Annotated in this window: 21 protein-coding genes; 9 read left to right on the top strand and 12 right to left on the bottom strand. The window is 57.8% G+C overall.

All coding sequences use genetic code 11. The annotated features are described in order from the left end of the window. The first annotated feature begins 69 nt into the window (after positions 1–69). Positions 70–516, top strand: coding sequence for a hypothetical protein (locus tag BFG58_RS04590; protein ID WP_063621482.1), 447 nt, complete (start codon positions 70–72; stop codon positions 514–516). 66 nt (positions 517–582) lie between these two features. On the opposite strand, the gene BFG58_RS04585 is transcribed toward BFG58_RS04590, so the two are convergent. Further along, complete coding sequence (locus BFG58_RS04585) at positions 583–1,563, bottom strand: nitronate monooxygenase family protein (protein WP_063621483.1); 981 nt, start codon at positions 1,561–1,563, stop codon at positions 583–585. Positions 1,564–1,697: 134 nt separating this feature from the next. Here BFG58_RS04585 and BFG58_RS04580 point away from each other — a divergent pair, with 134 nt between their 5' ends. Next, on the top strand, positions 1,698–2,582 hold the full coding sequence (locus tag BFG58_RS04580; RefSeq protein WP_069719355.1) for a LysR family transcriptional regulator: 885 nt from the start codon (positions 1,698–1,700) through the stop codon (positions 2,580–2,582). Here the strand turns inward: BFG58_RS04580 and BFG58_RS04575 are convergent. Next, complete coding sequence (locus BFG58_RS04575; RefSeq protein ID WP_069719354.1) at positions 2,554–4,008, bottom strand: PLP-dependent aminotransferase family protein; 1,455 nt, start codon at positions 4,006–4,008, stop codon at positions 2,554–2,556. The genes BFG58_RS04580 and BFG58_RS04575 overlap by 29 nt on opposite strands. Before the next feature lie 96 nt (positions 4,009–4,104). Here BFG58_RS04575 and BFG58_RS04570 point away from each other — a divergent pair, with 96 nt between their 5' ends. Then, the gene (locus BFG58_RS04570) at positions 4,105–4,872 is read left to right on the top strand and encodes an arylamine N-acetyltransferase (protein WP_069719353.1); all 768 of its coding nucleotides are present in this window, start codon (positions 4,105–4,107) and stop codon (positions 4,870–4,872) included. An 18-nt stretch (positions 4,873–4,890) separates the two neighbouring features. On the opposite strand, the gene BFG58_RS04565 is transcribed toward BFG58_RS04570, so the two are convergent. From BFG58_RS04565 to BFG58_RS04550, 4 genes are all read right to left on the bottom strand, one after another. Then, positions 4,891–7,968: an efflux RND transporter permease subunit gene (locus BFG58_RS04565; RefSeq protein WP_069719352.1), complete on the bottom strand. Its 3,078-nt coding sequence runs from the start codon at positions 7,966–7,968 to the stop codon at positions 4,891–4,893. Continuing rightward, the gene (locus BFG58_RS04560) at positions 7,965–9,113 is read right to left on the bottom strand and encodes an efflux RND transporter periplasmic adaptor subunit (protein ID WP_069719351.1); all 1,149 of its coding nucleotides are present in this window, start codon (positions 9,111–9,113) and stop codon (positions 7,965–7,967) included. The genes BFG58_RS04565 and BFG58_RS04560 overlap by 4 nt, the downstream gene beginning before the upstream one ends. Before the next feature lie 78 nt (positions 9,114–9,191). Next, positions 9,192–10,388 carry a cell wall metabolism sensor histidine kinase WalK gene (locus tag BFG58_RS04555; RefSeq protein WP_045910367.1) on the bottom strand — a complete coding sequence of 399 codons (1,197 nt, stop codon included), beginning with the start codon at positions 10,386–10,388 and terminating at the stop codon, positions 9,192–9,194. After that, the gene (locus BFG58_RS04550) at positions 10,385–11,080 is read right to left on the bottom strand and encodes a response regulator (RefSeq protein ID WP_045910368.1); all 696 of its coding nucleotides are present in this window, start codon (positions 11,078–11,080) and stop codon (positions 10,385–10,387) included. The genes BFG58_RS04555 and BFG58_RS04550 overlap by 4 nt, the downstream gene beginning before the upstream one ends. A gap of 124 nt (positions 11,081–11,204) precedes the next feature. Between BFG58_RS04550 and BFG58_RS04545 the strand changes: the two genes are divergently transcribed. Then, positions 11,205–11,990: a MipA/OmpV family protein gene (locus BFG58_RS04545; protein WP_069719350.1), complete on the top strand. Its 786-nt coding sequence runs from the start codon at positions 11,205–11,207 to the stop codon at positions 11,988–11,990. Between the two features lie 37 nt (positions 11,991–12,027). Here the strand turns inward: BFG58_RS04545 and yajD are convergent, their stop codons facing one another. Next, positions 12,028–12,375, bottom strand: coding sequence for an HNH nuclease YajD (gene yajD, locus BFG58_RS04540; RefSeq protein ID WP_003857471.1), 348 nt, complete (start codon positions 12,373–12,375; stop codon positions 12,028–12,030). Between the two features lie 77 nt (positions 12,376–12,452). Next, complete coding sequence (locus BFG58_RS04535) at positions 12,453–13,346, bottom strand: PhzF family phenazine biosynthesis protein (protein WP_069719349.1); 894 nt, start codon at positions 13,344–13,346, stop codon at positions 12,453–12,455. 196 nt (positions 13,347–13,542) lie between these two features. Here BFG58_RS04535 and BFG58_RS04530 point away from each other — a divergent pair, with 196 nt between their 5' ends. Together BFG58_RS04530 and BFG58_RS04525 are read left to right on the top strand one after the other, a co-directional pair. Continuing rightward, a complete protein-coding gene (locus BFG58_RS04530) occupies positions 13,543–14,568 on the top strand; it encodes an LLM class flavin-dependent oxidoreductase (RefSeq protein WP_069719348.1) in 1,026 nt (341 codons plus the stop codon). Positions 14,569–14,593: 25 nt separating this feature from the next. After that, positions 14,594–15,541 (top strand): zinc-dependent alcohol dehydrogenase family protein, encoded by a 948-nt coding sequence (locus BFG58_RS04525; protein WP_069719347.1) that lies wholly within the window; start codon positions 14,594–14,596, stop codon positions 15,539–15,541. Positions 15,542–15,544: 3 nt separating this feature from the next. Here BFG58_RS04525 and BFG58_RS04520 read toward each other — a convergent pair whose 3' ends face one another. Beyond that, the gene (locus tag BFG58_RS04520) at positions 15,545–16,579 is read right to left on the bottom strand and encodes an AI-2E family transporter (RefSeq protein WP_032651092.1); all 1,035 of its coding nucleotides are present in this window, start codon (positions 16,577–16,579) and stop codon (positions 15,545–15,547) included. A 421-nt stretch (positions 16,580–17,000) separates the two neighbouring features. On the opposite strand from BFG58_RS04520, the gene mdtJ reads away from it, so the two are divergent. The 3 genes from mdtJ (at position 17,001) to BFG58_RS04505 (ending at position 19,926) form a co-directional block, all read left to right on the top strand. After that, positions 17,001–17,363, top strand: coding sequence for a multidrug/spermidine efflux SMR transporter subunit MdtJ (gene mdtJ / locus BFG58_RS04515; RefSeq protein WP_008502463.1), 363 nt, complete (start codon positions 17,001–17,003; stop codon positions 17,361–17,363). Then, positions 17,350–17,679 carry a multidrug/spermidine efflux SMR transporter subunit MdtI gene (mdtI, locus tag BFG58_RS04510; RefSeq protein WP_045910373.1) on the top strand — a complete coding sequence of 110 codons (330 nt, stop codon included), beginning with the start codon at positions 17,350–17,352 and terminating at the stop codon, positions 17,677–17,679. The genes mdtJ and mdtI overlap by 14 nt, the downstream gene beginning before the upstream one ends. An 84-nt stretch (positions 17,680–17,763) precedes the next feature. Next, positions 17,764–19,926, top strand: a complete 2,163-nt coding sequence (locus tag BFG58_RS04505; protein WP_069719346.1) for a bifunctional diguanylate cyclase/phosphodiesterase — start codon at positions 17,764–17,766, stop codon at positions 19,924–19,926. 1 nt (position 19,927) lies between these two features. On the opposite strand, the gene BFG58_RS04500 is transcribed toward BFG58_RS04505, so the two are convergent. From BFG58_RS04500 to BFG58_RS04490, 3 genes are all read right to left on the bottom strand, one after another. Then, entirely contained in the window at positions 19,928–20,749 is an 822-nt protein-coding gene (locus tag BFG58_RS04500) for a serine protease (RefSeq protein WP_045910375.1), read from the bottom strand. Between the two features lie 279 nt (positions 20,750–21,028). Beyond that, the gene (gene asr / locus BFG58_RS04495) at positions 21,029–21,499 is read right to left on the bottom strand and encodes an acid resistance repetitive basic protein Asr (protein ID WP_045910376.1); all 471 of its coding nucleotides are present in this window, start codon (positions 21,497–21,499) and stop codon (positions 21,029–21,031) included. A 552-nt stretch (positions 21,500–22,051) separates the two neighbouring features. After that, complete coding sequence (locus tag BFG58_RS04490; protein WP_069719345.1) at positions 22,052–23,539, bottom strand: carboxypeptidase M32; 1,488 nt, start codon at positions 23,537–23,539, stop codon at positions 22,052–22,054. Between the last annotated feature and the right edge of the window lie 78 nt (positions 23,540–23,617).

Raw genomic sequence — 23,617 nt, 5'->3', positions numbered from 1 at the left:
GGGTTGTTGTCATCAACGATCGGCGCGTTATACTCACGCGTTAAAATGAATGTATTGTGGGGCAGGGATATGCACGAAAGTCTAAAAATGATATCAGTTGCTCTGCCCCTCATTGCGCTTCTCATTCTGTTAAGCTTTTTGGTCAGACGCATTCGCCAGGCAAAACGCATCATTACAGACCGTAACGGGATGAAAAAGATCTCTGCCAGTCCCTCAATATTTGGCGGGAATGGAGGTAAAACCTGGTTTTATGATGACCAGTTTTTATATGAAGTTAAAAACAACGCCACCCGTAAAATTGCGCTGGCTAATATCATTAAAATCGGGCCGGGGAATACCGAGATAAACAGCAGACGGGTCTGGATTGTTATTTACCGTGATGGTGCAAATGAAAAGCAGGTGCAGTTTTATAACAATCTTACCCTCTGGAATCATAACTTCACGGCTTTTCTGGTAGCGGTAAAACGTGCCAATCCTGACGCTGTGGTTAAAGAACGCGCAATCCTCAATGTGTGAAAAAGAACCGCAGACGGTTTGCGGACGCTGCTCCTGTGCAGCGCCCATAGCATCAGGGTTAAGGGCTTACTCAACCGTTAACGCATCGACAACCTCGGCCACGCTTTTCACGCTGTGGATATTCCCGATCCCCGTGCCGAGCGCGATATACCCTTCATCGGTATTATTTTCCAGCATGCCCAGGCGCAGGCCCCGTAATCCGCCCATCGCCTTGCCCAGCGCTTCGTTGCTTGCGCCCGCTTTATCCATCGCCGCCAGTTTTTCCGCCAGCTTGCCGGGAAGAGAACGATAGTAGTGGGGGACGGTACGGAAAAGCAGCAGGTCCAGGCCGTTGGCGGCAACAATTTTCTCTTTGACCCCCTGCGGCACGCGGCTTTCTTCGGTACTGATAAAGACCGAACCGGCAAACACGCCTTCCGCCCCCAATGCATGCGCCGCTCTGGCGGTGCGATTATCGGTAATACCGCCCGCGGCCATCACCGGGACGTGCTTCACGGCGTCGGCAATCAGCGGCACGATGGAAAAGGTCCCCAGCGCCGTCGCGGGTAACGTCCCACCCTCGTCAAAACCGGTGGCGACGATGATGTCTGCCCCCATCTCTTCAGCCAGAAGGGTGTTTTCCGGCGTGGGATTGATGTCGCGGTAGATAATGGCGATACCTGCCTCTTTTAACTCATTGAACAGCGCGGGAATAATGCTGCCTTCCCCATAGCCCGTATACACCACGGCCCTGACGCCTTCCTCTTTTACCACCTTAAGAATTGGCCCGGTCCAGACGTCATTAACGGCGGTGGGGATCAGGTTGACGCCGAAGGGTTTTTCGGTCAGCCGTTTGGTTTTACGAATTTCTTCCCGCATTTTTTCAGCGGTTGCTTCCGGCGTGGAGACCGCGGTATCGGCGGTTAACCCAGCGTTGGGGCCCAGCACGCCGAGTCCTCCGGCATTGCTGACCGCGGCCACTAAACGGGCATCAGTAAGCCAGGATAACGGTCCCTGAATAACGGGCTTTTCGATACCCAGGATCTGACAGATACGGTTATTTTTCATAGCAGACTCTCCCTTACGTTTGAATGAGGGAGAGTGTAGAGAGTAAGATTGTTAGGAAAAATAGCCAGAAAGATTCATCACTGTTATAAAATCAATAACAATCATTTTCTCCCGCTCGCGGTAAGACATCCCTTATGCAAATAAACCTCTTTGAATCTATTCGGATTTTTATTGAAATTGTCGACTCGGGGAGCCTTACCCAGGCGGCAGAGAATCTGCAGGTCCATCGACCGGCAGTGACCAAAGCGCTGCAGCTTCTGGAACAACACAGTTGCACGCGGCTCCTGCAGCGCACAACGCGTCGGATTAGCCTGACGCCGGATGGGGAAGCGTTTTATCGCCGCAGTAAACCCCTGCTGGCGCAGGCGGATGAATTAGTGGAGTCGTTTGGTTCGGACCGTGCAATACACGGCCAGCTGCGAGTCGATATGCCTGTCTCTTTTGCAACGCTGCGGGTGATACCCAATCTGCCTGATTTTTATCGTCAGCATCCCGAGATCGAGATCATTCTGAGCAGCTCTGACCGCCGTCGGGATATGCTGCGGGATGGCCTGGACTGCGTGCTGCGGGTGGGCGAGCTGGACGACGGCGATTATATCGCGCGTAAAGTCGGGAACATTAAAATCACGACCTGTGCCAGCCCGGCCTGGCTGGCAAAACACGGTACGCCAGAAACGCTGGAGGATTTACGCAAGCATCAGGCCATCAACTGGATTAACAACAGCAGCAGGCACATTCAGCCGTGGACGTTTACCACGCCAGAGGGCGTCGCGGAGATCGCGCTACCCGGTAAGCTGGTGGTGGATAACTCCGAGGCCTACATCGCGGCAGGCCTGGCCGGGCTGGGGGTAATGCAGGGGATGAATCTCTTTCTTCAGCCTTACATTGACCGCGGCCTGCTGGTTGAGGTCTTGCCAGCCTGTCGCTCGCCGGACCGCAAACTGTCACTGCTCTACCCACACCGTCATCTCTCCCGCAAGGTGCGGGTATTTACCGAGTGGCTGGAGAGTCTGGTGTGAAAGCGGCCAGCTCATGGCATAGCGCACCAATCTGCTCCACGGCATTGAGCAGGCGGGGCGTCGGTTCGTTTGCACAGTTTAGCCGCAGAAAGTGCGTGAGTTCTGCGCCAGGAGAAAACAGGGGACCGGGGCTGACGCCAATACCCCGCGCCAGCGCGCGACGATGCACCTCCAGCGCGTTGACCTGCGGAGGAAGTTCGACCCACAACAGAAAGCCAGCTGCGGGCACGTTTACGCGGGTACCGGGGGGAAAACTGGCCCCGACCTGCGCCACGACGGCGGCGATTCCCTCAGCGGTCCGCCGCTTTAGCCGACGCAGGTGACGGTCGTAGTCGCCGCTTGCCAGCATCTCGCTCGTCGCGGCTTCCAGCAGCGGCGCACCTGCCCACTCTCCGGCCATGCGGGCCTGCAAGACCTGCGTGTAATAGCGTCCGGCGGCAATCCAGCCGATTCGCCACCCCGGCGCAAGCGTTTTAGACAGGGAGCTGCAGTAAATCACATTCCCGCTCTGGTCGAAGGCTTTGCAGGCCGGAGGACGTTGCCCGTCACCGACCAGGTCACCGTAAACGTCGTCCTCAATTAGAGGAATACCGGCTTCTTCAAGCAGAGCAACCAGTTCCTGCTTGCGCGCGACGGGCATGCTGGCACCCAATGGGTTTTGCACGGTGGGCGAGGCCAGAACGGCCGCAGGACGGTGGCAGCGGATGGCGTCAGCCAGCGGTTCCAGTAACAGGCCTTCAGCAGGATCGGTGGGGATTTCTAAGGCCTTCAGGCCTAAATCCTCCAGCAGCAGGAGCGTGCCGAAGTAGGCGGGCTGCTCAATCGCCACCACATCACCTGGCTGACACACGGCCCGCAGGGCCAGGCGCAGCGCCTGCGTCGCGCCCGCGGTGATAATAAGATCGTCCGCGCCGAAACGGGCTCCCCACTGCGCAGCGCGCGCGGCAATCTTACTTCGCAAGTCTGCTCTTCCCGGAGGCAGGCTGTAGCTCTGCCCATGCGCGTCCAGACGACGGCCCGCGGAGTGCAACGCCCGCTGCAGCGCCTCCCCGGGCAGCCACGCGGGATCGGGCAGGGCGGCGCCCAGCGGGACAAGACGGGCTTCTGCACTGCTGAACAGCGACCGGGCCACGGCGGACAGGGTGACGGGGACCGGGCCAGCCGGGGAACGCGCGGGCTCCGCACGCTGAGGCTGGCTGATCTGGCGAATGTAGTAACCCGAACGCGGACGCGCAACGATCAGCCCCTCGGCCTCAAGGCAGCGAAGGGCCTCCAGCGCCGTCGGAAGGCTAACGTGCTCGCGCTCGGCCAGTTTTCGCGCGGAGATCATCCGGTCACCGGCTCGCAATGCGCCTGAAGAGAGCGTGAGGCGTAGACTCTCAGCAATCCGGCGATAGTGTGGTGAGGAGGTAGACGGGGCAGACATGGGTATCTGTTCAGGCTAATTTTCGATAAAACTGACTATACAGCCAATGATGCGCGCCATCTATAGTGTCCGGCATGTTCAGGACAAGGAGGCATTATGCACAGCGATAATTTCGACATTTCCTCGTATTTCAAACGCATAAACTACACCGGACCGGCGGCGGCCGATACTACTACCCTGCGTGCGCTGATGCGTCATCAGCTCTTTTCCGTTCCCTTTGAAAATCTGGACGTGCAAGCGGGTAAAATTGTCTCGCTGGCGCCAGACGACATTGCCGATAAGGTGTTAAAGAAAGGACGCGGCGGCTACTGCTATGAGGTGAACGGGCTTTTTGCCATGGCGATGGAGGCACTTGGTATTCCTTACCGTTTCGTGGCGGCGCGTCCGATGTTCTACCCTGCACGGCGGCCAAAAACCCATATGGCGTTAATCGCTGAAGTGGAGAGCAGGCAGTGGCTTTGCGATCTCGGGTTCGGCAGCTACGGCATCCGCGCGCCAATGGCGCTGGACACGCTTGACGTGGATATCCCCCAGGATTTCGACACGTTTCGCCTGAGCCGCAGCGCAGAGGGTGAGTATCTGCTCGAGGCGAAGGTGGAAGGCGAATGGGCCCGACAATACGGCTTCGATCTCACGCCTCAGGAGTGGATTGATTTCGTCCCGGCCAACTACCTGAACTCCACGCACCCGGATGCGATCTTTGTGCAGAAGCGGGTGGTGGTGCAGCACAGCCCGGAAGGACGCCAGATTTTACTGGGCGATATGCTGAAAACCATCACGGCGAACGGCACTGAAACGCGGCAGCTGGCGGAGGATGAAATCCGCCATGTCCTGACAGACCGTTTTGCGCTCACCGCCGCGTAATCGGAGAAAAATGGAGACTCAGCCCGGCCCGTCGGCTGTGGCTTTGCGCTGAGCCCCCCACTGTAACAGCAGGCTAAACGACGCGGGTAACACGGTCAGCGTCACCAGCGTCGCAGCCAGCAGCCCGCCGATGATGGCATAGGCCATTGGGCCCCAGAAGACCTGGTGAGAGATGGGGATCATCCCCAGAATGGCGGCACAGGCAGTCAGACAGATGGGTCTGGCCCTGTGCTCCGCGGCCGCCATAATCGCGGCATCATTTGCCATCCCCTGAGCAAGATTGCTGTCAACCTCGCTAATCAATATTACCGCGTTACGCACGATCATCCCCGCCAGGGCGATGACGCCCAGCAGCGCGACAAACCCCATCGGCGTTCCGCCAGGCAGCATAGCCAGCACGATCCCCGGTAAACCAAACGGGGCCATCAGGAGCGCCAGCAGCATCCGGGAATATCGCCGCAGCTGAAGCATCAGCAGCAACAGCATGATGACCAGCGTTACCGGAAGAACGGTAAATACGGAGCTGTTCCCCTTATTCGATTCGGCAACCGCGCCGCCTTCTTCAATGCTGTAACCTGCGGGCAGGTTCGCGCACAGTTTATCCACCGTCGGACGCAGCGCGGCGGATACCGCTTCAGCCCTCAGCCCCGGGGCGAGGTCGGTTTGCACCGTGATAAAGGGCACACGCTGCCGACGCCAGATGACCGGATCGTCCACGCCCCAAACCGGCGTTGCGACGGCGCTGAGCGGAATTTTTTTACCGTCATTCCCCTGAATCGTGAGTGAGGAGAGGGTGGCGGTGCTCTGGCGCGCGCTGTCCTTGGCCCTGAGCACCACGTCGACAAGGCGGTCATTATCTCTGATGGACGTGACAACGCTGCCGGACCAGACGGTATTCAGCGTGCGGGCGAGGCTTTCTGACGATATTCCCGCCGCTCTGGCCGCCGTCTGATTTACCTCAAGGGTAATGACTCTCTCCGGCTCTCCGGCCGTCTGGTTAACGTCGCGTGAGAACGGGGAGCGGCCAATCGCGTCCGTGAGACGGTTCGCAAACGCCCGGACCTGCAGATAATCCGGCCCGCTCACCCGGTATTTGATGGGCCAGCCGACGGGAGGCCCCAGCTCAAGGGGCGACACGCGCGTGATGATGTCGCTAAATTGCGTCGCCAGGATCGTGTTGAGCTGTGCGTGCAGACGATCCCGCGCCGCAAGATCCTTCGCGACCACAACCATCTGGGCGATATTTTCATTTTCCAGCAGCACGTCCATCGGCAGGTAAAAACGGATGGCGCCTGAGCCAACGTACGTCGAAAAGCGATCGATATTGCTATTGTCGGCCAGCGCTTTTTCCAGCTTTTCCACCTCTCTGAGCGTTTCCGGCTGCGACGCGTTGGCCGGAAGCGTCAGGCTGACCAGCAGCTCGGGCCGGTCCGAGGCGGGGAAAAACTCGCCTTGCATAAACGTCGTGCCGTACGCTGACAGCCCCAGCGCGGCAAGCGCAATCAGTACGGTAGCGAGCCGGTGGCGGAGCGCCAGGCGTAAAAGCCGTCCATACCCGCGCGCGATCCTTCCCGGTCCTGCCGCGTGATGTCTGACTTTTTCCGGCAGCAGCCACGTGCCTGTTAGCGGCGAAAACAGGATCGCGACGGCCCAGGAACAGAGCAGGGCGATGAGCACCACCGCAAACAGAGAGAAGCAGTATTCACCGGCGCTGGAGGCCGCAAAACCAACGGGAATAAAACCGGCAATCATGACCAGAGTACCGGTGAGCATCGGGAAGGCCGTCGTTTTGAATGCATAGGTGGCCGCGTGTCGACGGGAATCCCCGGCTTCCAGCCGGGAGACCATCGTTTCGACGGCGATCATGGCGTCATCCACCAGCAGGCCCAGGGCAATGATCAGCGCCCCGAGCGAGATACGCTGAAGGCCAATACCGGCGAGCATCATGCCGACAAACGTCATGGCAAGCACCAGCGGAATGGCCGTCGCCACCACCAGTCCGGCCCGCAAACCCAGCGAGACAAATGAAACCGCCAGCACGATAACAACGGCTTCGATAAGTACCCGGATAAACCCGCTTACCGCGTCACTGACCACCGCTGACTGATCGGCGACTTTCACCATCTCGATACCGTGCGGCAGCCCGGCGCTGAGGGTCGCCATTTTTGCGTTCAGCGCAGCACCGAAACGCAGCATGTTGCCTGTCGGCGCCATCGACACCGCCAGCCCGATAGCCGGTTTGCCGTTCACCCGGTAGGCCGGGGCCGGTGGCTCAGCGATTTCCCGGGTGACGGTGGCAATGTCGGTCAGCGGAATATAGCGATTGTTAACGTGCAGCGTGACGGCGCGTAAACTCGCTTCGGTGGTGAGCGCTCCGCTGACCTTTATCGCCATGTTCTCCTGCCCGGTACGCATCGTTCCTGCCGGGACAACGGCGTTTTGCGCCCGGAGGGCGTCGGTAACCTCCTGAATATCCAGCCCCATACCGGCCAGGCGCGCCGGAGAAAAGGCGAGAACCCACTGCTCCTGCTGTTCGCCCAGCAGGGTGGTTTTACCCATATCCGGCAGAGACATGAGCTCGCGCCGTATTGTCTCTGCGCGATCCCGCACCTCCCGCAGCGTAAAACCTTCGGGAATAAAGGCGTAAATTGTGCCGAACGTGTCGTCAAACTCGTCATCCACGGCAGGACCCTGCACCCCTTCGGGCAGGGACGGCGCGATGTCCTGCATTTTTTTGCGAACCTGATACCAGATATCGGGCACGCTTTGCGGGGGCGTATCATCACGGAGGTTGACGTGGATAACGGTGCGTCCGGCACGGGTTTCACTTTCGAGATAGTCCAGCCAGGGCGTTTCCTGCAGCTTTTTTTCAAGCGTATCGGTCAGCAGGCGGGTGGTATCCGTCACGGAGGCTCCCGGCCACTGTGCGGAGACGACGGCCGTTTTAATGGTGAATGCCGGATCTTCATTACGCGGCAGCTTTTCATAGCAGAACACGCCCATCGCAATTACCAGCAGCATGAAAAAGCTGACCATCTGATGGTTCTTCAGCGCCCAGGCGGAGAGGTTAAATTTGGTTTCCGATTCTGTGTTCATGGCTGAACCTCTCCGGCCATCACCGCCTCGCAGGATCGTAATGTGCTCACGCCCGCCGTAATCACCCGATCGCCTGGCTCAAGGCCGGAGGCAATCATGACGGAGGAGGCTGTATAGCCGACGGGCACCACCACGCGCAGCTGCGCCTGCGACCGCGGGGTAATGACGAAAACGGCCGGTTTGTCGCCGACGCGGGTCAGCGCCGACGCGGGAAGCGCGTACCCGTGCGGGGCGTCGGAGGGCAACGTCACAGTGACGCTGGCGCCGAGCGCCATGGCCTCCGGCGGGTTTTGCAGGGTAGCTCTGACGCGCCACGTGCGGGTCTGAGGATCGGCCTGCGGGGTGATATCCCGCAGTACGGCAGACGCCTGCACCGACGGGTCGCTGAGGAGGGAAACCTGCAAAATCGCTTTATCCAGAGACGGGATCGCATCGGGCGCGGCAATGTCAAACGCCACGTCGCGGGCTTCCCCGGTCGCCAGCGTCAGCACGGACTGGCCGTCGCTGACAACCTGTCCCGCAGAGGCGCTCACGGCCGTGATGACGCCCGCTTGCGGCGCGATCAGGTGCGTCCAGCCGAGACTTTCGCGGGCATTTCGCCATGCGGCCTCGCTGCTTTTTAAGCGCGCGCGAGCGACAAGCCAGTCAGCCCGGGCGCTGTCGAGCTGCGTGCGGGCTATCGCGCCTGTTGGCATAAGCTTTTGCATGCGACTGACGTTAAGCGCGGCGACCTGGGCTGAGGCTTTGGCGCCTTCATAGTCGGCCGCGGCGCTGTCGAGCTGGTTTTGCCCGGTCGTATTATCAAGCGTGGCCAGCAGCTGTCCGGCAGTGACCCGGTCGCCAATATCAACGCTACGCGTCAGTATCCGGCCTCCGGTGCGAAAGCTCAGGGTCGTTTCATCGTGGGCATGGATCTCACCGGTTCTTTCCAGCGCGGGAAGGGAGTGGGCGGTGCCAACGACGACGTAGCGTACCTTACGCACTGGGTCAGGTTTGTTTTCGTGTTTATCACCGCAGCCGGTCAGCGGAAAAATCGCCAGCGCAAGCAGGGCCAGGGGAAGAAAATGCAGCCAGGAAAGGGTGCGCGCCACGCCGTACAAATGATGCAGGCAGTGGCGGAGGGAGAGAAAAAATTCGTCTGACATAACGCCGCTCCATAAAGGGAATGGCGTTATTAAATGCGCGCTACGTCGAGAAAGATTCGATGTTCTGTCAAGGCTTTATCAAGAGTGGAGATTTTCATTATCGGACGGATGCCAGGGCAACAAAATGCACACCGCGAGGCCGCCGGTTTCCGGTAATGACGCGCTAATCTCACCCCCATGCGCCTGGCAAATCGCCCGGGCGATGGACAAACCAAGGCCGCTGCCGCCGGAATGCCGCGCGCGGGACTGCTCCTCGCGGCTAAAGCGTTTAAACATTTCCGGTAGGAACTGAGGCGACACGCCCGGCCCGTCATCGGTGAATTCGAGGATGTAATGCCCGCTGGCGTAATGCAGAGCCACCTCAAGGTGGCCGCCTTCGCGTCCGTAACGTAGCGCATTTTCCATGAGGATGGTAACGACCTGTCCCATACGGAACGCATCGCCCCGGAAGGGGCTGGTGTGCGGGTTACGCAGCGTTATCCTGAAATGATGCGCATCCGCCTGGGGCATGATCCAGGCAGCCCGCTCCTGAATCAGCTCATCCAGACAGAACGGCTGGTCCTCCAGCACAAGGTTACCCGCGTCTGCCAAAGAGAGAAGGTGGAGTTCATCGGTGAGGCGGTTGAGGTGCTGGAGCTGTTTCATCACCATGCCCAGCTGCGCCGGGCTGGCATCAAACACGCCGTCTAGCATGCCCTGCAGACGCCCGATGGCGGCCGTCAGGGGCGAGCGCAGCTCGTGCGCCATCGCGACGTGCGAGGCGCGGAGCTCTTTCTCATAGCGGGCGAGTTGTCCCGTCATAGAGTTAAAGTCGGTCGCAAAGCTGACCATTTCTGCCGGTGCATCTTTGATCAGCTCAGCCTGACGGCCAAACTGACCTTCGGCGACATCCTTTGCCGCATCGCGAAGTCGGCTGAACTGCAGTGCCAGCGGGCGGGCGTGTTTGAGCCCCATCACCACAATAAACGGGATCATCACCAGCACCAGCAGGGCCACCGTGACCCAGTCCGCTGAGGCGATGGACGGCGTGGAATAGCTCAGGCCCCACCAGGTGTCCACAATCGAGTGGAAGCGGGCCGGGTTGGCCTGCGGGTTCTGGCTGAGCGTCAGAAACTCCTGCCGGACCGCTGGCGGCATCCTGCCCATGATCCAGTAGTTCTGGACCGCATAGCGCAGCCACATGCAGGTGGCAATGACGATCACGCTGCCGATGGCCAGCGCTAAAATGCGCGCGCAAATCCAGCGCCACAGAGAGGCGTGTCGGTTTTTTATCATGGCTGTCTGAACCTGTAACCCACGCCGCGCACGTTGATCAGCACGCCGGAAATACCCACCGCTTCGAGTTTTTTACGCAGGTTATAAATATGGGTGTCCACCACGCGCTCCAGCGCCTCGCTTTCCGGCAAGCAGTGTTCCAGTAAATACTGGCGGGAGAACGGGTGCGCAGGCGAGCGCAGCAGCGTTGCCAGAAGCGAGAATTCCGTTGGCGTAAGATCGAGCATCACAGGCGTGTCGTCGCCGTTGTCCACGCACGCCACAATGGCGGCGACATCCACCGCCAGCGTTTGCCAGCGAAGGATCTTTTCCTCTGTCTCTTTTTTACTGCTGCGCCGCAGCACCGCCTGCACCCGCGCCACCACTTCGCCCGGATGATAAGGCTTCACAACGTAATCATCGGCACCGTAACGCAGGGCGCCAATGCGATCGGGAGTATCCCCCATGGCCGTGACCATGATCACCGGCACATCGCTTTTACGACGCAGGCCCGCCAGCACCTCGGTGCCGTTAAGTCCCGGCAGCATTACATCCAGCAGGATGAGGTCGGGCTTCCACCGCTGCGCCATATCCAGGCCGGAAAGACCGTCCCCGGTAATGGTCACGTCGTAATTTTCACGCCGTAAATAGGCTTCGAGCACGCCAGCCGCGTCGGCGTCATCTTCAATAATCAGCACTCTTCTGGATAACATCCGTTCACCTTGACCATTTCTTAACACTATCCCGACGATTCATTGATTCAGCCAAATCATACTGCGCCAACATTGTATGGCTGTCCCTGTCTCAGGAGACGCCAGCGTCTGTAAGGAGAGCAGTATGATAGCGATAAAAAAAGTCCTGTATATGTCCGTCCCGCTTCTGATGATCTTGGCAGCCGCCGCGCAGGCGGATGATGGCACCGCGTCTGATTCCTTAACCGTCGGGCTGGGAGGGCAATATGCCCCGCGTTACTCAGGCTCAGACAAGCAGGTTTGGCAGGTGGTTCCTGTGCTGCAGGGACGCAAAGGCGCTTTCTTTGTTGATGCACAAAAAGGGGTGGGATATGACCTGCAAAACGACAGCGGTTGGTATTTCGAACACACGCTGGGCTACGACCCCGGAAGGGCTGATAAAAATTCTGGCTGGCGTGAGGGTGCAAACAACCTGAAAGGGATGGGGGACATTAATGCCACCCTGAATACCGGCCTTGCCGTGGGCTGGCAGGCCGCGCCATGGCTGAGCATGGAAGGCAAAACGACGCTGCCGTTAACCGACAGTCAGGGGGCAAGCTATCAGGCCTCCGTTACGCTGATCCCGGTACAAAATAACCAGGACACGATAGCCTTTCAGTCTGCGGCCCTGTTTGGCGACAGCCGTTATATGAATACCTGGTATGGCGTCAGTGAGCAGCAGAGCCGCCGCACCGGCTATCGCCGCTATTCAGCGCCGGGTGGATTTTATGGCGTCGACACCAGCCTGACCTGGAGCCATCAGTTCGATGCTCACTGGGGAACTGTCCTCAGCGCGGACTATACCTGGCTTGGCGATCGTGCGAATAACAGCCCGATCGTGATGCGGCGCAATGAGGGGTCTGCAACCGCCGCTATCACCTGGACATTTTAAATTCGCGCCGCACGATGTGAGCGAGGGGGCGAGAGGATTACTTCTTCTTATCCATCATCGCCTTTAAATCGGCAAACGGGTTAAACGTGGCGACGCCCACGTCTTTTTGCGCGTCTTCCCCGGCCACCACGGTGGTGCCGTACTGATCTGCTTCGGTGTATTTCGAATGCTCGTGATCGTGGCAAAACAGGCACAACAGCTCCCAGTTGCTGCCATCTTCCGGGTTGTTGGTATGGTCGTGATCGATATGGTGAACCGTGAGTTCACGCAGATTGGAATAGACAAACTCGCGCGAGCAGCGTCCACACACCCATGGATAGATTTTTAATGCTTTTTCGCGATAGCCGCTTTCCAGCCGCGCGTAGTTTTTGGGGATCAAAGCCATTGCCGGTTTTACCTGTCATAAAAATAGTGAGCCAATATATCTCATCAGGCACTGTAAATGTATATACGCTTCCTCCGTTAGAGTGAGAATGTGCCTTCAAGCGTAATGACGCATTTTCCGCCGACGCGAACCACCGCCTTTCCTGAGGTGGCATCGTATCCCGTGAACAGTACGCTTGCTCGTCCCATATCGACCCCCTGACTGACTGTCAGGTCAAGCGTCGTTTTGTCGCGGTGTAATGCCAGTAGCGCCGTAACAGCGGCGGTCGCGCTGCCTGTTGCAGGATCTTCCGTCATTCGGGGCGTAAACATGCGTGCTTGCACATCGCAGGGCGCATCGGAATCTGAATCCAGGGTATAGGCATAGAGTGAAACTGCACCGTCCAGTGGTAACGTCGCACGAAAACCCTGTAAATTGGGCACGCATCGACGGAGCGCCTCGCGAGAGGCCAGCTCGGCTATCAGGAAGGGCAGACCCACCGACGCGACGACGGGCATATGTACCTCGGTACGGATATCTTCTGAGTTCAGGGACAAGCAGGCAGCCACCTTTTCCGGGCTAACTTCAGAGCGGCAGGAGAGTGCCTCTGGCACCAGGAGTTCTGCACCCGTCACCGTATCGTTGTCACGCAACAGGCGCACGGGTACCAGGCCAGCGATTTCCTCGAAGTGCAGTGTATCAGGCAGGTGCTGATGATTCATCGCAGTGTGATGAGCGAGCACGTAGGCGGTACCCACATTCGGGTGCCCGGCGAAGGGGATCTCGCGCGAGGGCGTAAAAATTCGGACGCGTGCTGTATTGGATGGGTTGTCTGGCGGCAGCACAAACGTCGTTTCGCTGTAACCAAACTCAACGGCGACCTGCTGCATTTGTGCTTTACTCATGCCCTCCGCATCGAGTACGACGGCAACAGGATTACCCAGAAACGGCGTGTCAGTAAAAACATCCGCCACAACATAGCGTCTTTTCATTTTTTATCCAGTGTGGAAGGTCCCGACCTATAGTAGTAACGTTAATTCAAACGGATAACCAACGGGTTTTTACCTGAGGGACATGAAACTATTTCAATCAATTTATTTGAATCATTCCGTTAAATAAACGGCATTTATTCTTACCGGGTAATGCGTAAAGTGGACAGAACGCAATGCATTATCAGGACACAGGGTTATGAAAAAGATCGGGTTTTTATCGTTTGGTCACTGGACGCCTTCGCCGCAGTCCGGCACGCGCTCGGCGGCTGACACGCTGCTGCAGTCCATCGATTTAGCCGTCGCGGCTGAAGAGCTGGGGGCAGACGGCGCTTATTTCCGCGTGCATCACTTCGCGCGACAGCTTAGCTCACCGTTCCCTCTGCTGGCCGCTATTGGCGCAAAAACGAAGACCATCGAAATCGGCACCGGCGTGATTGATATGCGCTATGAAAATCCGATGTACATGGCTGAAGATGCGGGCGCGGCGGACCTGATTTCCGGCGGTCGCCTGCAGTTGGGCATCAGCCGTGGCTCCCCGGAGCAGGTTATTGATGGCTGGCGTCATTTCGGCTATGCCCCGCAGGAAGGGGAAAACGAGTCGGATATGGCACGTCGTCATACCGAGGTGCTGCTTGAGGTGCTGCGTGGGGAAGGGTTTGCCAAACCGAACCCGCAGCCAATGTTCCCGAATCCGCCGGGGCTGCTGCGCCTGGAGCCTTATTCAGAAGGGCTGCGCGAGCGTATCTGGTGGGGTGCCGGTTCTAATGCGACGGCCGTGTGGGCCGCAAAACTGGGCATGAACCTGCAAAGCTCAACGCTGAAGGACGATGAAACCGGTGAGCCGTTCCATATTCAGCAGGCAAAACAGATCCGCGCGTACCGTCAGGCCTGGAAAGAGGCTGGGCATACGCGTGAGCCGCGGGTATCGGTCAGCCGCAGTATTTTTGCGCTGATGGACGACCGTGACCGGATGTATTTCGGGGCCAGCCGCAACGACAGCGATAGCGTGGGTTATCTTGATGAGAAAACGCGCGCCATCTTCGGGCGCAGCTATGCCGCGGAGCCGGACAAGCTGGTTGAACAGCTGAAAAAGGACGAGGCGATTGCCGAGGCGGACACGCTCTTACTGACCGTGCCGAACCAGCTGGGTGTGGATTATAATGCGCACGTGATTGAGTCTATTCTCAAACATGTCGCACCGGCGATGGGCTGGCGCGAGTAGTTCCGCTATCAGCCTTGAGATCGTAATGGAAAATCTGGCCCTCTGGTATCGCCGGTTTGGCGAGCCAGAATCTGTTCTGCAACCTGAAACCGCGCCGCCGGGCGCGCTTACGCCGGGACAGCTCCGCGTGCGGATGCTGTTTTCTCCGGTCAACGCGTCCGATCTTATCCCCATCACCGGTGCCTATCGCCACAGAACCCCGTTACCGGCGGTCGCGGGGTATGAAGGTGTCGGTGTTGTCACCGAGGCGCCCGCCTCGTTTAAGCATCTGGTGGGGCAGCGCGTCCTGCCGCTGCGCGGTCAGGGCACCTGGCAGCGCTATGTGGATTGCCCGGCAGAGTATGCGATACCCGTTCCGGACACCGTCGACGCACATCTGGCCGCGCGGGCCTATATTAACCCGCTGGCGGCGCAGATGATGCTGACCCGCTACCCGCCGCGTGGAAAGCGAGTCTTGCTCACGGCTGCCGGATCGGATTGCGCCATTCTGCTGGGACAGTGGGCGCGTCAGGCGGGGGCGGAAGCGGTGTATGGCATTCACCGTTCTGCCGTGCATGCTGAACGACTGGAGGCGATGGGCATCACGCCTGTCGCACAGCATGACGCAAACAGAATCGGCACCGTCGCTGCCCGTAGCGATATCGTCTACGATGCCACCGGCGGGCCGCTTGCGGAAACGATCCTCAGCGTGATGCCCGAGCAGGGCATGTTTGTCTGCTACGGGCTGCTCTCCGGGCAAACCTTCACACAGCGGCGGCCTGCGCCGCGCGTGGCGTGGTTCCATATCCGAAACGGTCTGGATGCGCTCAGCGTTGAGGCGTGGCGCGCGGAGTTCGATCGCATCTGGCTGAGGTTGCCCGACAGTGAGTACAGCGACGTTATGGTGTACCCGCTGGCAGAGTGGCGAAGGGCGCTCAGCGCTTATCGTGAAGGTGGAAGGACCCGCAAGCCCCTCCTGTCGATGGCGGAATGACGGCTAGTGATGGCTCATATCGCTCAGCAGCACGGCGATACTTTGCCCGCCCGCCGTCTGCTCCAGACCAATCTTGACGATGATGGTGAGCGGAACGGAGAGCAGCATCCCAACGGGCCCGAGCAGCCAGCCCCAGAATATCAGGGACAAAAAGACCACCAGCGTGGACAGCCCCAGGCCCCGGCCCATCATGCGGGGTTCCAGTATGTTACCGAACACCAGATTGATGACCAGGTATCCGGCCAGCAGGATCAGCGCGTCATAAAGCCCGCTGAAAACCAGCACCTGAAGAATAGGGGGGATCGCCGCCAGCACGGAGCCGATGTTGGGAATGTAGTTAAGCGCAAACGCCAGTAACCCCCAGACGAATGCAAAGCGGACGTCCAGCGCCAGAAGCATCACCCAGACGACAACGCCTGTCACCAGGCTAATGGCCGTTTTCAGCACCAGATAGCGGGAGACGCTGTCCAGCGCGCGTTGAATCGCCCCCATTCCTTCGACCGGACGGACCATTATCTGCTGCAGCTTTGCAGGAAGCTGCGGCACCTCCAGCAGCATAAACACCACCGTTAAAAACAGCAGGAAAATGGAGGTCATGGCATTGGAAAGCTGAGCCAGCAGGCTGGTGACGATCGTCATCGCCGCATTGGGGTCGATATATTTCAGCAGTTCTTCAACCGAGACTTCGATACCCGCGCGTTGCAGCCAGGGCTCCAGCTGCAGCAGCGGTATTGCCAGCGAAGAGCGGTATTTCGGCAGCGTTCGCGCCAGTTCATTGAGCGAGGTCCCCAGATAAGCCACCAGCAGTACCATCGCCACAATAATGATGCTGATCAGCAGCGTGATGGCCAGCACGCGCGGGATGCGTAGCCGCGTCATGCGCTGAACCAGCGGGTTGAGGATCACCGCAATAAACAGGGCCAGAATAAAGGGCACAATAATGTCGGCGGCAAAGCGCACGCCTGTCAATATGATCACCAGCATGCCCAGCATGATGACAATTTTTAACCCGTTCAGGGTAATGATGGGTTTAGCCATGGTGACTCCGAAATTTTCTTTATATTTATAATAAAGGTGAAAGGCATTGCAATAAACTAACCAAAATCAAACGGAGTGGGTAAAGAATTGCAAAGACTTTGAGTAAAATCCTGGCTTATGGTACAAATTCGGTGTGTTTAACTACCGAGGACAATTTTCATCCGCAAAGACGAGAAGCAACAACGCGGATAATTGTAATTTTATGGACAATATGTTCAGGACGTACTCTTCAAACAATACTGCTGTATACTCCACCTCTTTCTGCCTGCTTTCTGGTGAGCAACACTGGCGCACCGCACTATAGTCATTTCTTCTGCCTGAGCTGGCGCTAAGCGCTTAGCTGACTGATTTCAATTCGTATTTTTGGGTTTGCTGCACGCAGCGGGCCACGATGGATTATATTCTCAAGCAGGAGAAAAACATGTTTTACTGGATTTTATTAGCCCTGGCTATTATCGCTGAAATTACCGGCACGCTGTCGATGAAGTGGGCTAGCGTCAGCGATGGCAACACCGGTTTTATTTTGATGCTGGTGATGATTTCGCTTTCGTATATTTTCCTCTCGTTTGCGGTGAAAAAAATTGCGCTGGGCGTCGCGTATGCCCTGTGGGAAGGGATCGGTATTTTGTTGATTACGCTGTTCAGCGTGCTGATATTTGACGAAACATTAACAACAATGAAGGTCGCCGGGTTAACGACGCTGGTCGCGGGTATTGTGCTGATTAAATCAGGTACCCGTAAGCCGTCTAAAGTGCAGAAGGAGCAGAACCATGCAACAGTTTGAGTGGGTTCATGCGGCCTGGCTGGGGTTCGCCATCGTGCTGGAAATTCTGGCGAACGTTCTGCTGAAATTCTCCGATGGTTTTCGCCGTAAATTCTACGGCCTGATGTCGATTGCCGCGGTTCTGGGGGCGTTCAGCGCGCTGTCCCAGGCGGTAAAAGGGATCGATCTTTCGGTTGCTTATGCGTTGTGGGGCGGTTTTGGTATCGCCGCGACGCTAGCTGCAGGCTGGGTGCTTTTCGGTCAGCGTTTAAATAACAAGGGCTGGATGGGACTCATCTTGCTGCTTGCAGGTATGATTATGATAAAACTTGCCTGACGTTCATAAAGCCATCCTTTACAGGCAGCGAAATTCGCTGCCTGTATTACGCTTAGAAAAGCAAAACCTTAAAGAGGATGGCTGATGTATCGCACATTAAGCTGGCGCAATATTCCCACCGCGAGAACGTTGTTTGCCATGGTCTTTATGGCGGGCATCGGCTTAATCATCTCCGTCGTCGCACTCCTCTATCTTTCCCTGCATCTTATCAGCACCAAAACCAATGAAATTGATGAACACCGCACGGCGCTTTCCGTGCAGGGGGCCATTCAGACATCGGTTAACCGCGTCTCCTCGCTGGTGCTGGATAACGCCGTCTGGGACGATGCGGTGCGGGAGGTCTACCGTCCCACGCTCGATACCGATTGGCTGTATAACACCTGGGGCGCGGGCTTTAAAATCAACAACCTCTATGATGGCACCTTCGTGCTTGATGAGCATTTCAATGTCATCTGGGGATCGTTTCAAAGTCAGCCTTTTCAGGAGACGAATCTCGTTTTTTTCGGTAAGGGGCTGAAAGCCCTGATTGCTCAGCACGCGCGCGCCTTATCAAGCGATAAAAATATCTATGCCGGGATCAGCAAAACGCGAAGCGGCGTCGCCTTTGTGGGCATTGGGCTGATTCGCCCGATGGTCGGAAGATTACAGGTGACCGACGAAACGCGCCGCTATCTGGTGATCACCCGTCATCTGAACGCCAGAATCTTAGCCGACCTGGGGGCGACCTTTCAGATCGATAACCTGCACTTTACGCCGGAAAAAATTAACGAACTGAGTATGCCGCTGCGCAGTTCGGCAGGGGAGCTGCTGGGCTATCTTAACTGGCAGGCACGGCTTCCGGGGGCGCAGGCCGCCCGGGCGGCATCCTCTGATATCACGCAGATTGTTGTGCTGGCATCGGCCCTGATCCTGCTCTTTATTCTGGTGAGCAGTGTGGGGCTGTACAAGCTTGCGCGAGGAGAAAGCCAGGCGCGTCTGGTGGCGAGAACGGACTGGCTAAGCCATCTGCCGAACCGACGAGCGCTCATCGAAGCGCTGGATCGGGTGAGTCTACGCGGGGATATCGACGTCAAAAGCGTGGTGTTTATCGATCTGGATGGTTTTAAAGACGTGAATGACATCTACGGCCACAGCGTGGGAGACGATCTCATTGTGGCGATTGCGAAAACGCTGAGCGAACGCGTGCCGCCAGGGGGAATGCTGGCGCGTATGGGCGGGGATGAGTTTGCCATGACCATCGGCGATGATGAGGCAGAGACACAGGCCACCGCCTTTGCCGTTTCGGTGCTGGATTTTCTCACTACCCCGATTCAGCTGGGGGAACGCACGATCCATATCGGAGCCAGTATCGGTATCGCCAGCGGAACCCTGATTGAATGCACCAGCTCCGAGCTGTTTCGCCGCGCCGATATTGCCATGTACCATGCCAAAATGAGCGGGAAAGGGCGTATCACCCACTACGACGCGGAGCTGAACAGCGCCCGGGAGCGCAAGCTGGCGATTGAAAATCAGATCCGTAACGGTCTGGAGCGCGATGAGTTTGAGGTCTGGTATCAGCCGATTATTGACGCCCGCAGCCAGAAAATGAGCAGCGTCGAGGCGCTGGTCCGCTGGCCACGTCGCCCGGACGGGCCGCTGGGCCCGGATACCTTCATCGCCATTGCGGAGACCAGCGGTCTGATTTACAAGCTGGGCCAGTTTGTGTTGCAGCGCGCCTGTCAGGATCTCCAGCCGTACGGTGACTTAACGCTTTCCGTTAACATTTCTCCCGCGCAATTCCGCGATCCCGCCTTCGAAGACAAAGTGGCCAGCGTGCTGGAGACCACTCATTTCCCTGCTAACCGACTGCAACTGGAGGTCACGGAGTCCTATGTGCTGGAAAACCCGGAGCGTGCCCGCATGGCGATAGCCAATCTTAAAGCGCTGGGCACCGCGGTGGCGCTGGATGACTTTGGCACCGGCTATTCCAGCATTGGCTATTTGCGGCGTTTTAACTTCGACACCATCAAGATTGATAAATCGCTGGCCGGGCTGGTGGACAACGATGAACAGGCGGCCGCGCTGGTAAGCGGCACGGTGCGGATCGCCAACGCGCTGGGGATGGCGGTGGTCGCCGAAGGGGTCGAGACCGAAAGACAAATGAAACTGCTGCGGCTGGCTGGCTGCGATCAACTGCAGGGTTTTTGGTTCAGCCAGCCGATGCCGATTGAGTCAATCAGGGCATTACATCAGGTCAGACGATGCTGATTTACTGCTGTGCCAGCGCTTCCAGCTTGTCGCGAAAACCGGTCACGGACAAGGCCCGGTTATCTGCGCGCCAGCGATCTTTCGCCGCCGGTGCAGAACTCTGCACACCGATCAACTGCCAGCCGTTATCTGTTTTCAGCATCAGCGGTGAGCCACTGTCACCCGGCAACGTATCGCACTGGTGCGAGAGTACGCTGGTTTGCGCCCAGCCCGTCACAATACAGTCGGAGTGCGTGTAAAGCGTATCCAGATGGTCGACAGGATAGCCGGACTGCGTCACCTTCCGGTCGGCGGCTTTCAGCGCGGCGGTGAGGGCGTCTTTGTCGCCGTCAAATAACGGCAGCGGCGTAATGCCGGAAGGGGGGTAGCGTAAAACGATGAGGCCAAAGTCCCATGAGGCGGCCGCCGGTGGCACGATCCAGCCGTCACCATCCGGTTTCAGGCGTTTGCCGAGAGACGGATCGACCCGGCCTTCAATGCCGTGAATTTCATAGCGCCAGGTGCCTTTTTGCGACACAAACCGCAAGGCCACCGCTTTATCCGGCTTGCCGTTTGGCGGCGTTAACAGACAGTGGCCTGCCGTCAGGGCAAGCTGTGGGGTAATCAGCGTCGCAGTACATAAGTTACCGCTGGCGGTTTCCAGTTGACCTATAGCATCCCAGGGCGCCTGGGTGGGATCGGCGACGCGCGTGCGATCGTCATGACCGAAAAAAAGCGTCTTTAGCTCTTTCGCGCTAATGGTGTCATCACCGCCATCATCCGCATGTGAGAATCCAGAAAAAAGACCAAACGTTCCCAGTAACAACACAACAGATTTACGCATATCACACTCTGGTGGGGGTAATTATGATTATTAAAAGTGAACCCTATGAAAATACTATAGACGGGACAGCGCTAAAGTGGGAGTAAAATCAGCGTGCTACAATCAGGAAAGATAAAAGTGGCTGGCGATGAGCGCGCATAAAATAAGCAGGATCAGAATCAGCTCAAACCGATAGCGTCGCAGCATACGCCCTCCGGATAAAAAAAACGGCGCGGAACCTGTTCCGGTTCGGCGCCGGTTTACCAACGTGCCCCGAAGGGCACGGTTTAGCTTGTACTCTTACGCAGCTGGCTGTGCAGCTGGTTTAGCAGCTTCGTGTTTTACTGCTTTTTTGTGATGCTTTTTAGCAGCCTGAGCTTTCTGTTCTACAGCCGGTTTAGCGGCTTTTTTGTGGTGGTGCTTTTTAGCAGCCTGCGCTTTCTGCTCTACAGCGGGTTTAGCGGCTTTTTTGTGGTGGTGCTTTTTAGCGGCCTGCGCTTTCTGCTCTACAGCCGGTTTAGCGGCTTTTTTGTGGTGCTTTTTGGCAGCCTGCGCTTTCTGCTCGGTTGGTGCTGCGGTTGCAGGTGCAGCGGCTTCTTTTTTCGCTGCAGCTTTGTGGTGTTTCTTATGATGAACCGCTTTTGCTGGGGCTGCGGTGGTGGTTGCAGCAGGTGCGGCAGCCGGTGCAGCAGTTGCGGTAGTGTCAGCAGCAAATGCAGCAGAAGACAGACCCATAGCAGCGGCAACAACCAGAGCTAATACTTTATTCATTCTCATACCCTCGAATTTGGTTTTTCATTTAACCCCACTGCGGGGCCGTTGAAATAACTATATCCCTGTAAACTCGGGGTTTCCGTGAGTGATTGGTATCGGCGTGTAACCATATGTACATTGCCGGGGTCTTGCACAGACGGCTTCTTCTCCCATGAGGGTGTGTACGGGCTGAGGTGAGGGGGAACATACGGCTGTAGTGGCCATTCCGTTCACTTCATGTTCCTTGCTACTCTGTAGGGGCATAACCTGTGAACGTGCCAGGGCGGCTCAATCGCCGCCGCCCTGGCAACCCGGGCTCCCGGCGGTAAATCGCCGCTGTGCGGTACCTTCGGCTAATTCCTTCCGGCTTATCGGGGACGGGCGGAGGTAACGTCCCTGTAAAGCCCGCCCTCTCGGCGCATCCATGCGCCTCGCCCCGGCCTGCAGGAAACGCCTCAGCGATTTACAGCCGGACCAGGGCATCGCTGCGGGGCAATCATTACGCTTCGAATATCTGTATCGCTTCTGCTTAAAAATTTACCTGAGGTCCCTCATCCCCGCCCAAACAGATTACAAATAGCGGGAGGTCAGATGTTCGCGGAAGTAACGGATGTTCAGATCCTCGCCCGTCGCCTGGGTGATTAACTGCGACGTGCTGAAGCGGCTGCCGTGCTGCCAGATGTTCTGACGCAGCCAGTCAAAGAGTGCGGAAAAATCACCCTCAGCGATGGAGGCCTGCAGACCCGGAAGCGCCGTTTTCGCGGCGTGGAACAACTGTGCGGCATACATGGCCCCCAGCGTATAGGATGGGAAGTAGCCAAAACCGCCGTCGGTCCAGTGAATATCCTGCATACAGCCGTTGCGGTAATTGTCTTTGGTGGATAACCCGAGCCAGGCCTGCATTTTCTCGTCCCACAGGGCAGGGATATCGTCCACTTCGATCTCGCCGTTGATCAGCGACCGCTCAATCTCATAGCGCAGCACCACGTGCGCCGGGTAGCTCACTTCGTCCGCATCGACGCGGATATAGCCCGGCTTCACGCGCTGGTTCCAGGCGATAAAGTTCTCTTCGCTGAACGCCGCCTGGCTGCCAAAGCGGGCATGCACCGCAGGGAGAAGATGCTTGAGGAAGGCTTCACTGCGTCCCAGTTGCATCTCAAAGAACAGGCTCTGGGATTCGTGGATCGCGGTTGAGCGGGCCAGCGCAATTGGCTGTCCTGCCCATGCGCGCGGCAGGTTTTGTTCGTAGCGCGCGTGTCCGGTTTCGTGGATCACGCCAAACAGCGCGCTGAGCAGTTCATCCTCGTCATAGCGCGTGGTGATGCGCACGTCCTCCGGTACGCCGCCGCAGAACGGGTGCGCGCTTACGTCCAGGCGACCACCGTTAAAATCGAAGCCGAGCATCTTCATGGCTTCCAGGCCCAGCTCACGCTGTGTTGCCGTCGGGAAAGGCCCCTGAGGAGGAACAAACGATCGCTGAGCCTGTTTTTCCACGACGTTTGCCAGCAGGTCCGGCAGCCAGGACTTCATGTCGCCGAATAGCACGTCCAGACGGGCGCTGGTCATGTCGGGTTCAAAAATATCCAGCAGCGCATCGTACGGCGTACAGCCTTTGGCTTCCGCCCGCAGGCGCGCCTCTTCACGGCTGAGTTTGACCACCTCTTTCAGGTTGGCGGAAAAACCCTGCCAGTCGTTGGCGGGACGTTGTGTGCGCCAGGCGTGTTCACACCTGCTGCCCGCCAGGGATTTGGCTTCCACCAGCGTTTCCGGCAGCAGCGAGGCCTGCTGATAGTGGCGCGTCATTTCCCGCAGGTTGGCCTGTTCGACGTCATTCAGATCTTCCCCTGCCGCCGCGGCTAACAGGTCGCCGACTTTTTTATCGGTCAGGAGCTGGTGCTGCAGGACGCTCATTTCCGCCAGCGCCTCACCTCGCGCGGCGCTGCCGCCTGGCGGCATCATGGTGAACATGTCCCAGCTGGCGATGGAGGAGAGGTGCGAGAAGCGGGAGAGACGCTGGAAGGTTTTCACAAGTGACTGATAGGCTGATGTTTTTTGCAATTCTTATTTCCTCATGCCGGGGATGTGTTTCAGGGAGCATACAATGAAACAGACCAAATTCCCCAACATTTCCCACGC

The sequence above is a fragment of the Enterobacter sp. ku-bf2 genome (assembly GCF_001742765.1).
In the GTDB taxonomy this organism is placed as follows: Bacteria; Pseudomonadota; Gammaproteobacteria; order Enterobacterales; family Enterobacteriaceae; genus Enterobacter; species Enterobacter quasiroggenkampii.
The sequence above is the reverse complement of the archived record's forward strand: the minus strand, read 5'-3'. Positions and strand labels throughout refer to the sequence as shown.

Coding starts and splice junctions, on each gene's coding strand:
- BFG58_RS04560 (WP_069719351.1), bottom strand. CDS start 9,113: ATGTCAGACGAATTTTTTCTCTCCCTCCGCCACTGCCTGCATCATTTG.
- BFG58_RS04565 (WP_069719352.1), bottom strand. CDS start 7,968: ATGAACACAGAATCGGAAACCAAATTTAACCTCTCCGCCTGGGCGCTG.
- BFG58_RS04570 (WP_069719353.1), top strand. CDS start 4,105: ATGCACAGCGATAATTTCGACATTTCCTCGTATTTCAAACGCATAAAC.
- BFG58_RS04545 (WP_069719350.1), top strand. CDS start 11,205: ATGATAGCGATAAAAAAAGTCCTGTATATGTCCGTCCCGCTTCTGATG.
- BFG58_RS04530 (WP_069719348.1), top strand. CDS start 13,543: ATGAAAAAGATCGGGTTTTTATCGTTTGGTCACTGGACGCCTTCGCCG.
- BFG58_RS04580 (WP_069719355.1), top strand. CDS start 1,698: ATGCAAATAAACCTCTTTGAATCTATTCGGATTTTTATTGAAATTGTC.
- BFG58_RS04505 (WP_069719346.1), top strand. CDS start 17,764: ATGTATCGCACATTAAGCTGGCGCAATATTCCCACCGCGAGAACGTTG.
- BFG58_RS04585 (WP_063621483.1), bottom strand. CDS start 1,563: ATGAAAAATAACCGTATCTGTCAGATCCTGGGTATCGAAAAGCCCGTT.
- BFG58_RS04535 (WP_069719349.1), bottom strand. CDS start 13,346: ATGAAAAGACGCTATGTTGTGGCGGATGTTTTTACTGACACGCCGTTT.
- BFG58_RS04500 (WP_045910375.1), bottom strand. CDS start 20,749: ATGCGTAAATCTGTTGTGTTGTTACTGGGAACGTTTGGTCTTTTTTCT.
- mdtJ (WP_008502463.1), top strand. CDS start 17,001: ATGTTTTACTGGATTTTATTAGCCCTGGCTATTATCGCTGAAATTACC.
- BFG58_RS04525 (WP_069719347.1), top strand. CDS start 14,594: ATGGAAAATCTGGCCCTCTGGTATCGCCGGTTTGGCGAGCCAGAATCT.
- BFG58_RS04550 (WP_045910368.1), bottom strand. CDS start 11,080: ATGTTATCCAGAAGAGTGCTGATTATTGAAGATGACGCCGACGCGGCT.
- BFG58_RS04520 (WP_032651092.1), bottom strand. CDS start 16,579: ATGGCTAAACCCATCATTACCCTGAACGGGTTAAAAATTGTCATCATG.
- mdtI (WP_045910373.1), top strand. CDS start 17,350: ATGCAACAGTTTGAGTGGGTTCATGCGGCCTGGCTGGGGTTCGCCATC.
- BFG58_RS04575 (WP_069719354.1), bottom strand. CDS start 4,008: ATGTCTGCCCCGTCTACCTCCTCACCACACTATCGCCGGATTGCTGAG.
- yajD (WP_003857471.1), bottom strand. CDS start 12,375: ATGGCTTTGATCCCCAAAAACTACGCGCGGCTGGAAAGCGGCTATCGC.
- BFG58_RS04555 (WP_045910367.1), bottom strand. CDS start 10,388: ATGATAAAAAACCGACACGCCTCTCTGTGGCGCTGGATTTGCGCGCGC.
- asr (WP_045910376.1), bottom strand. CDS start 21,499: ATGAATAAAGTATTAGCTCTGGTTGTTGCCGCTGCTATGGGTCTGTCT.
- BFG58_RS04590 (WP_063621482.1), top strand. CDS start 70: ATGCACGAAAGTCTAAAAATGATATCAGTTGCTCTGCCCCTCATTGCG.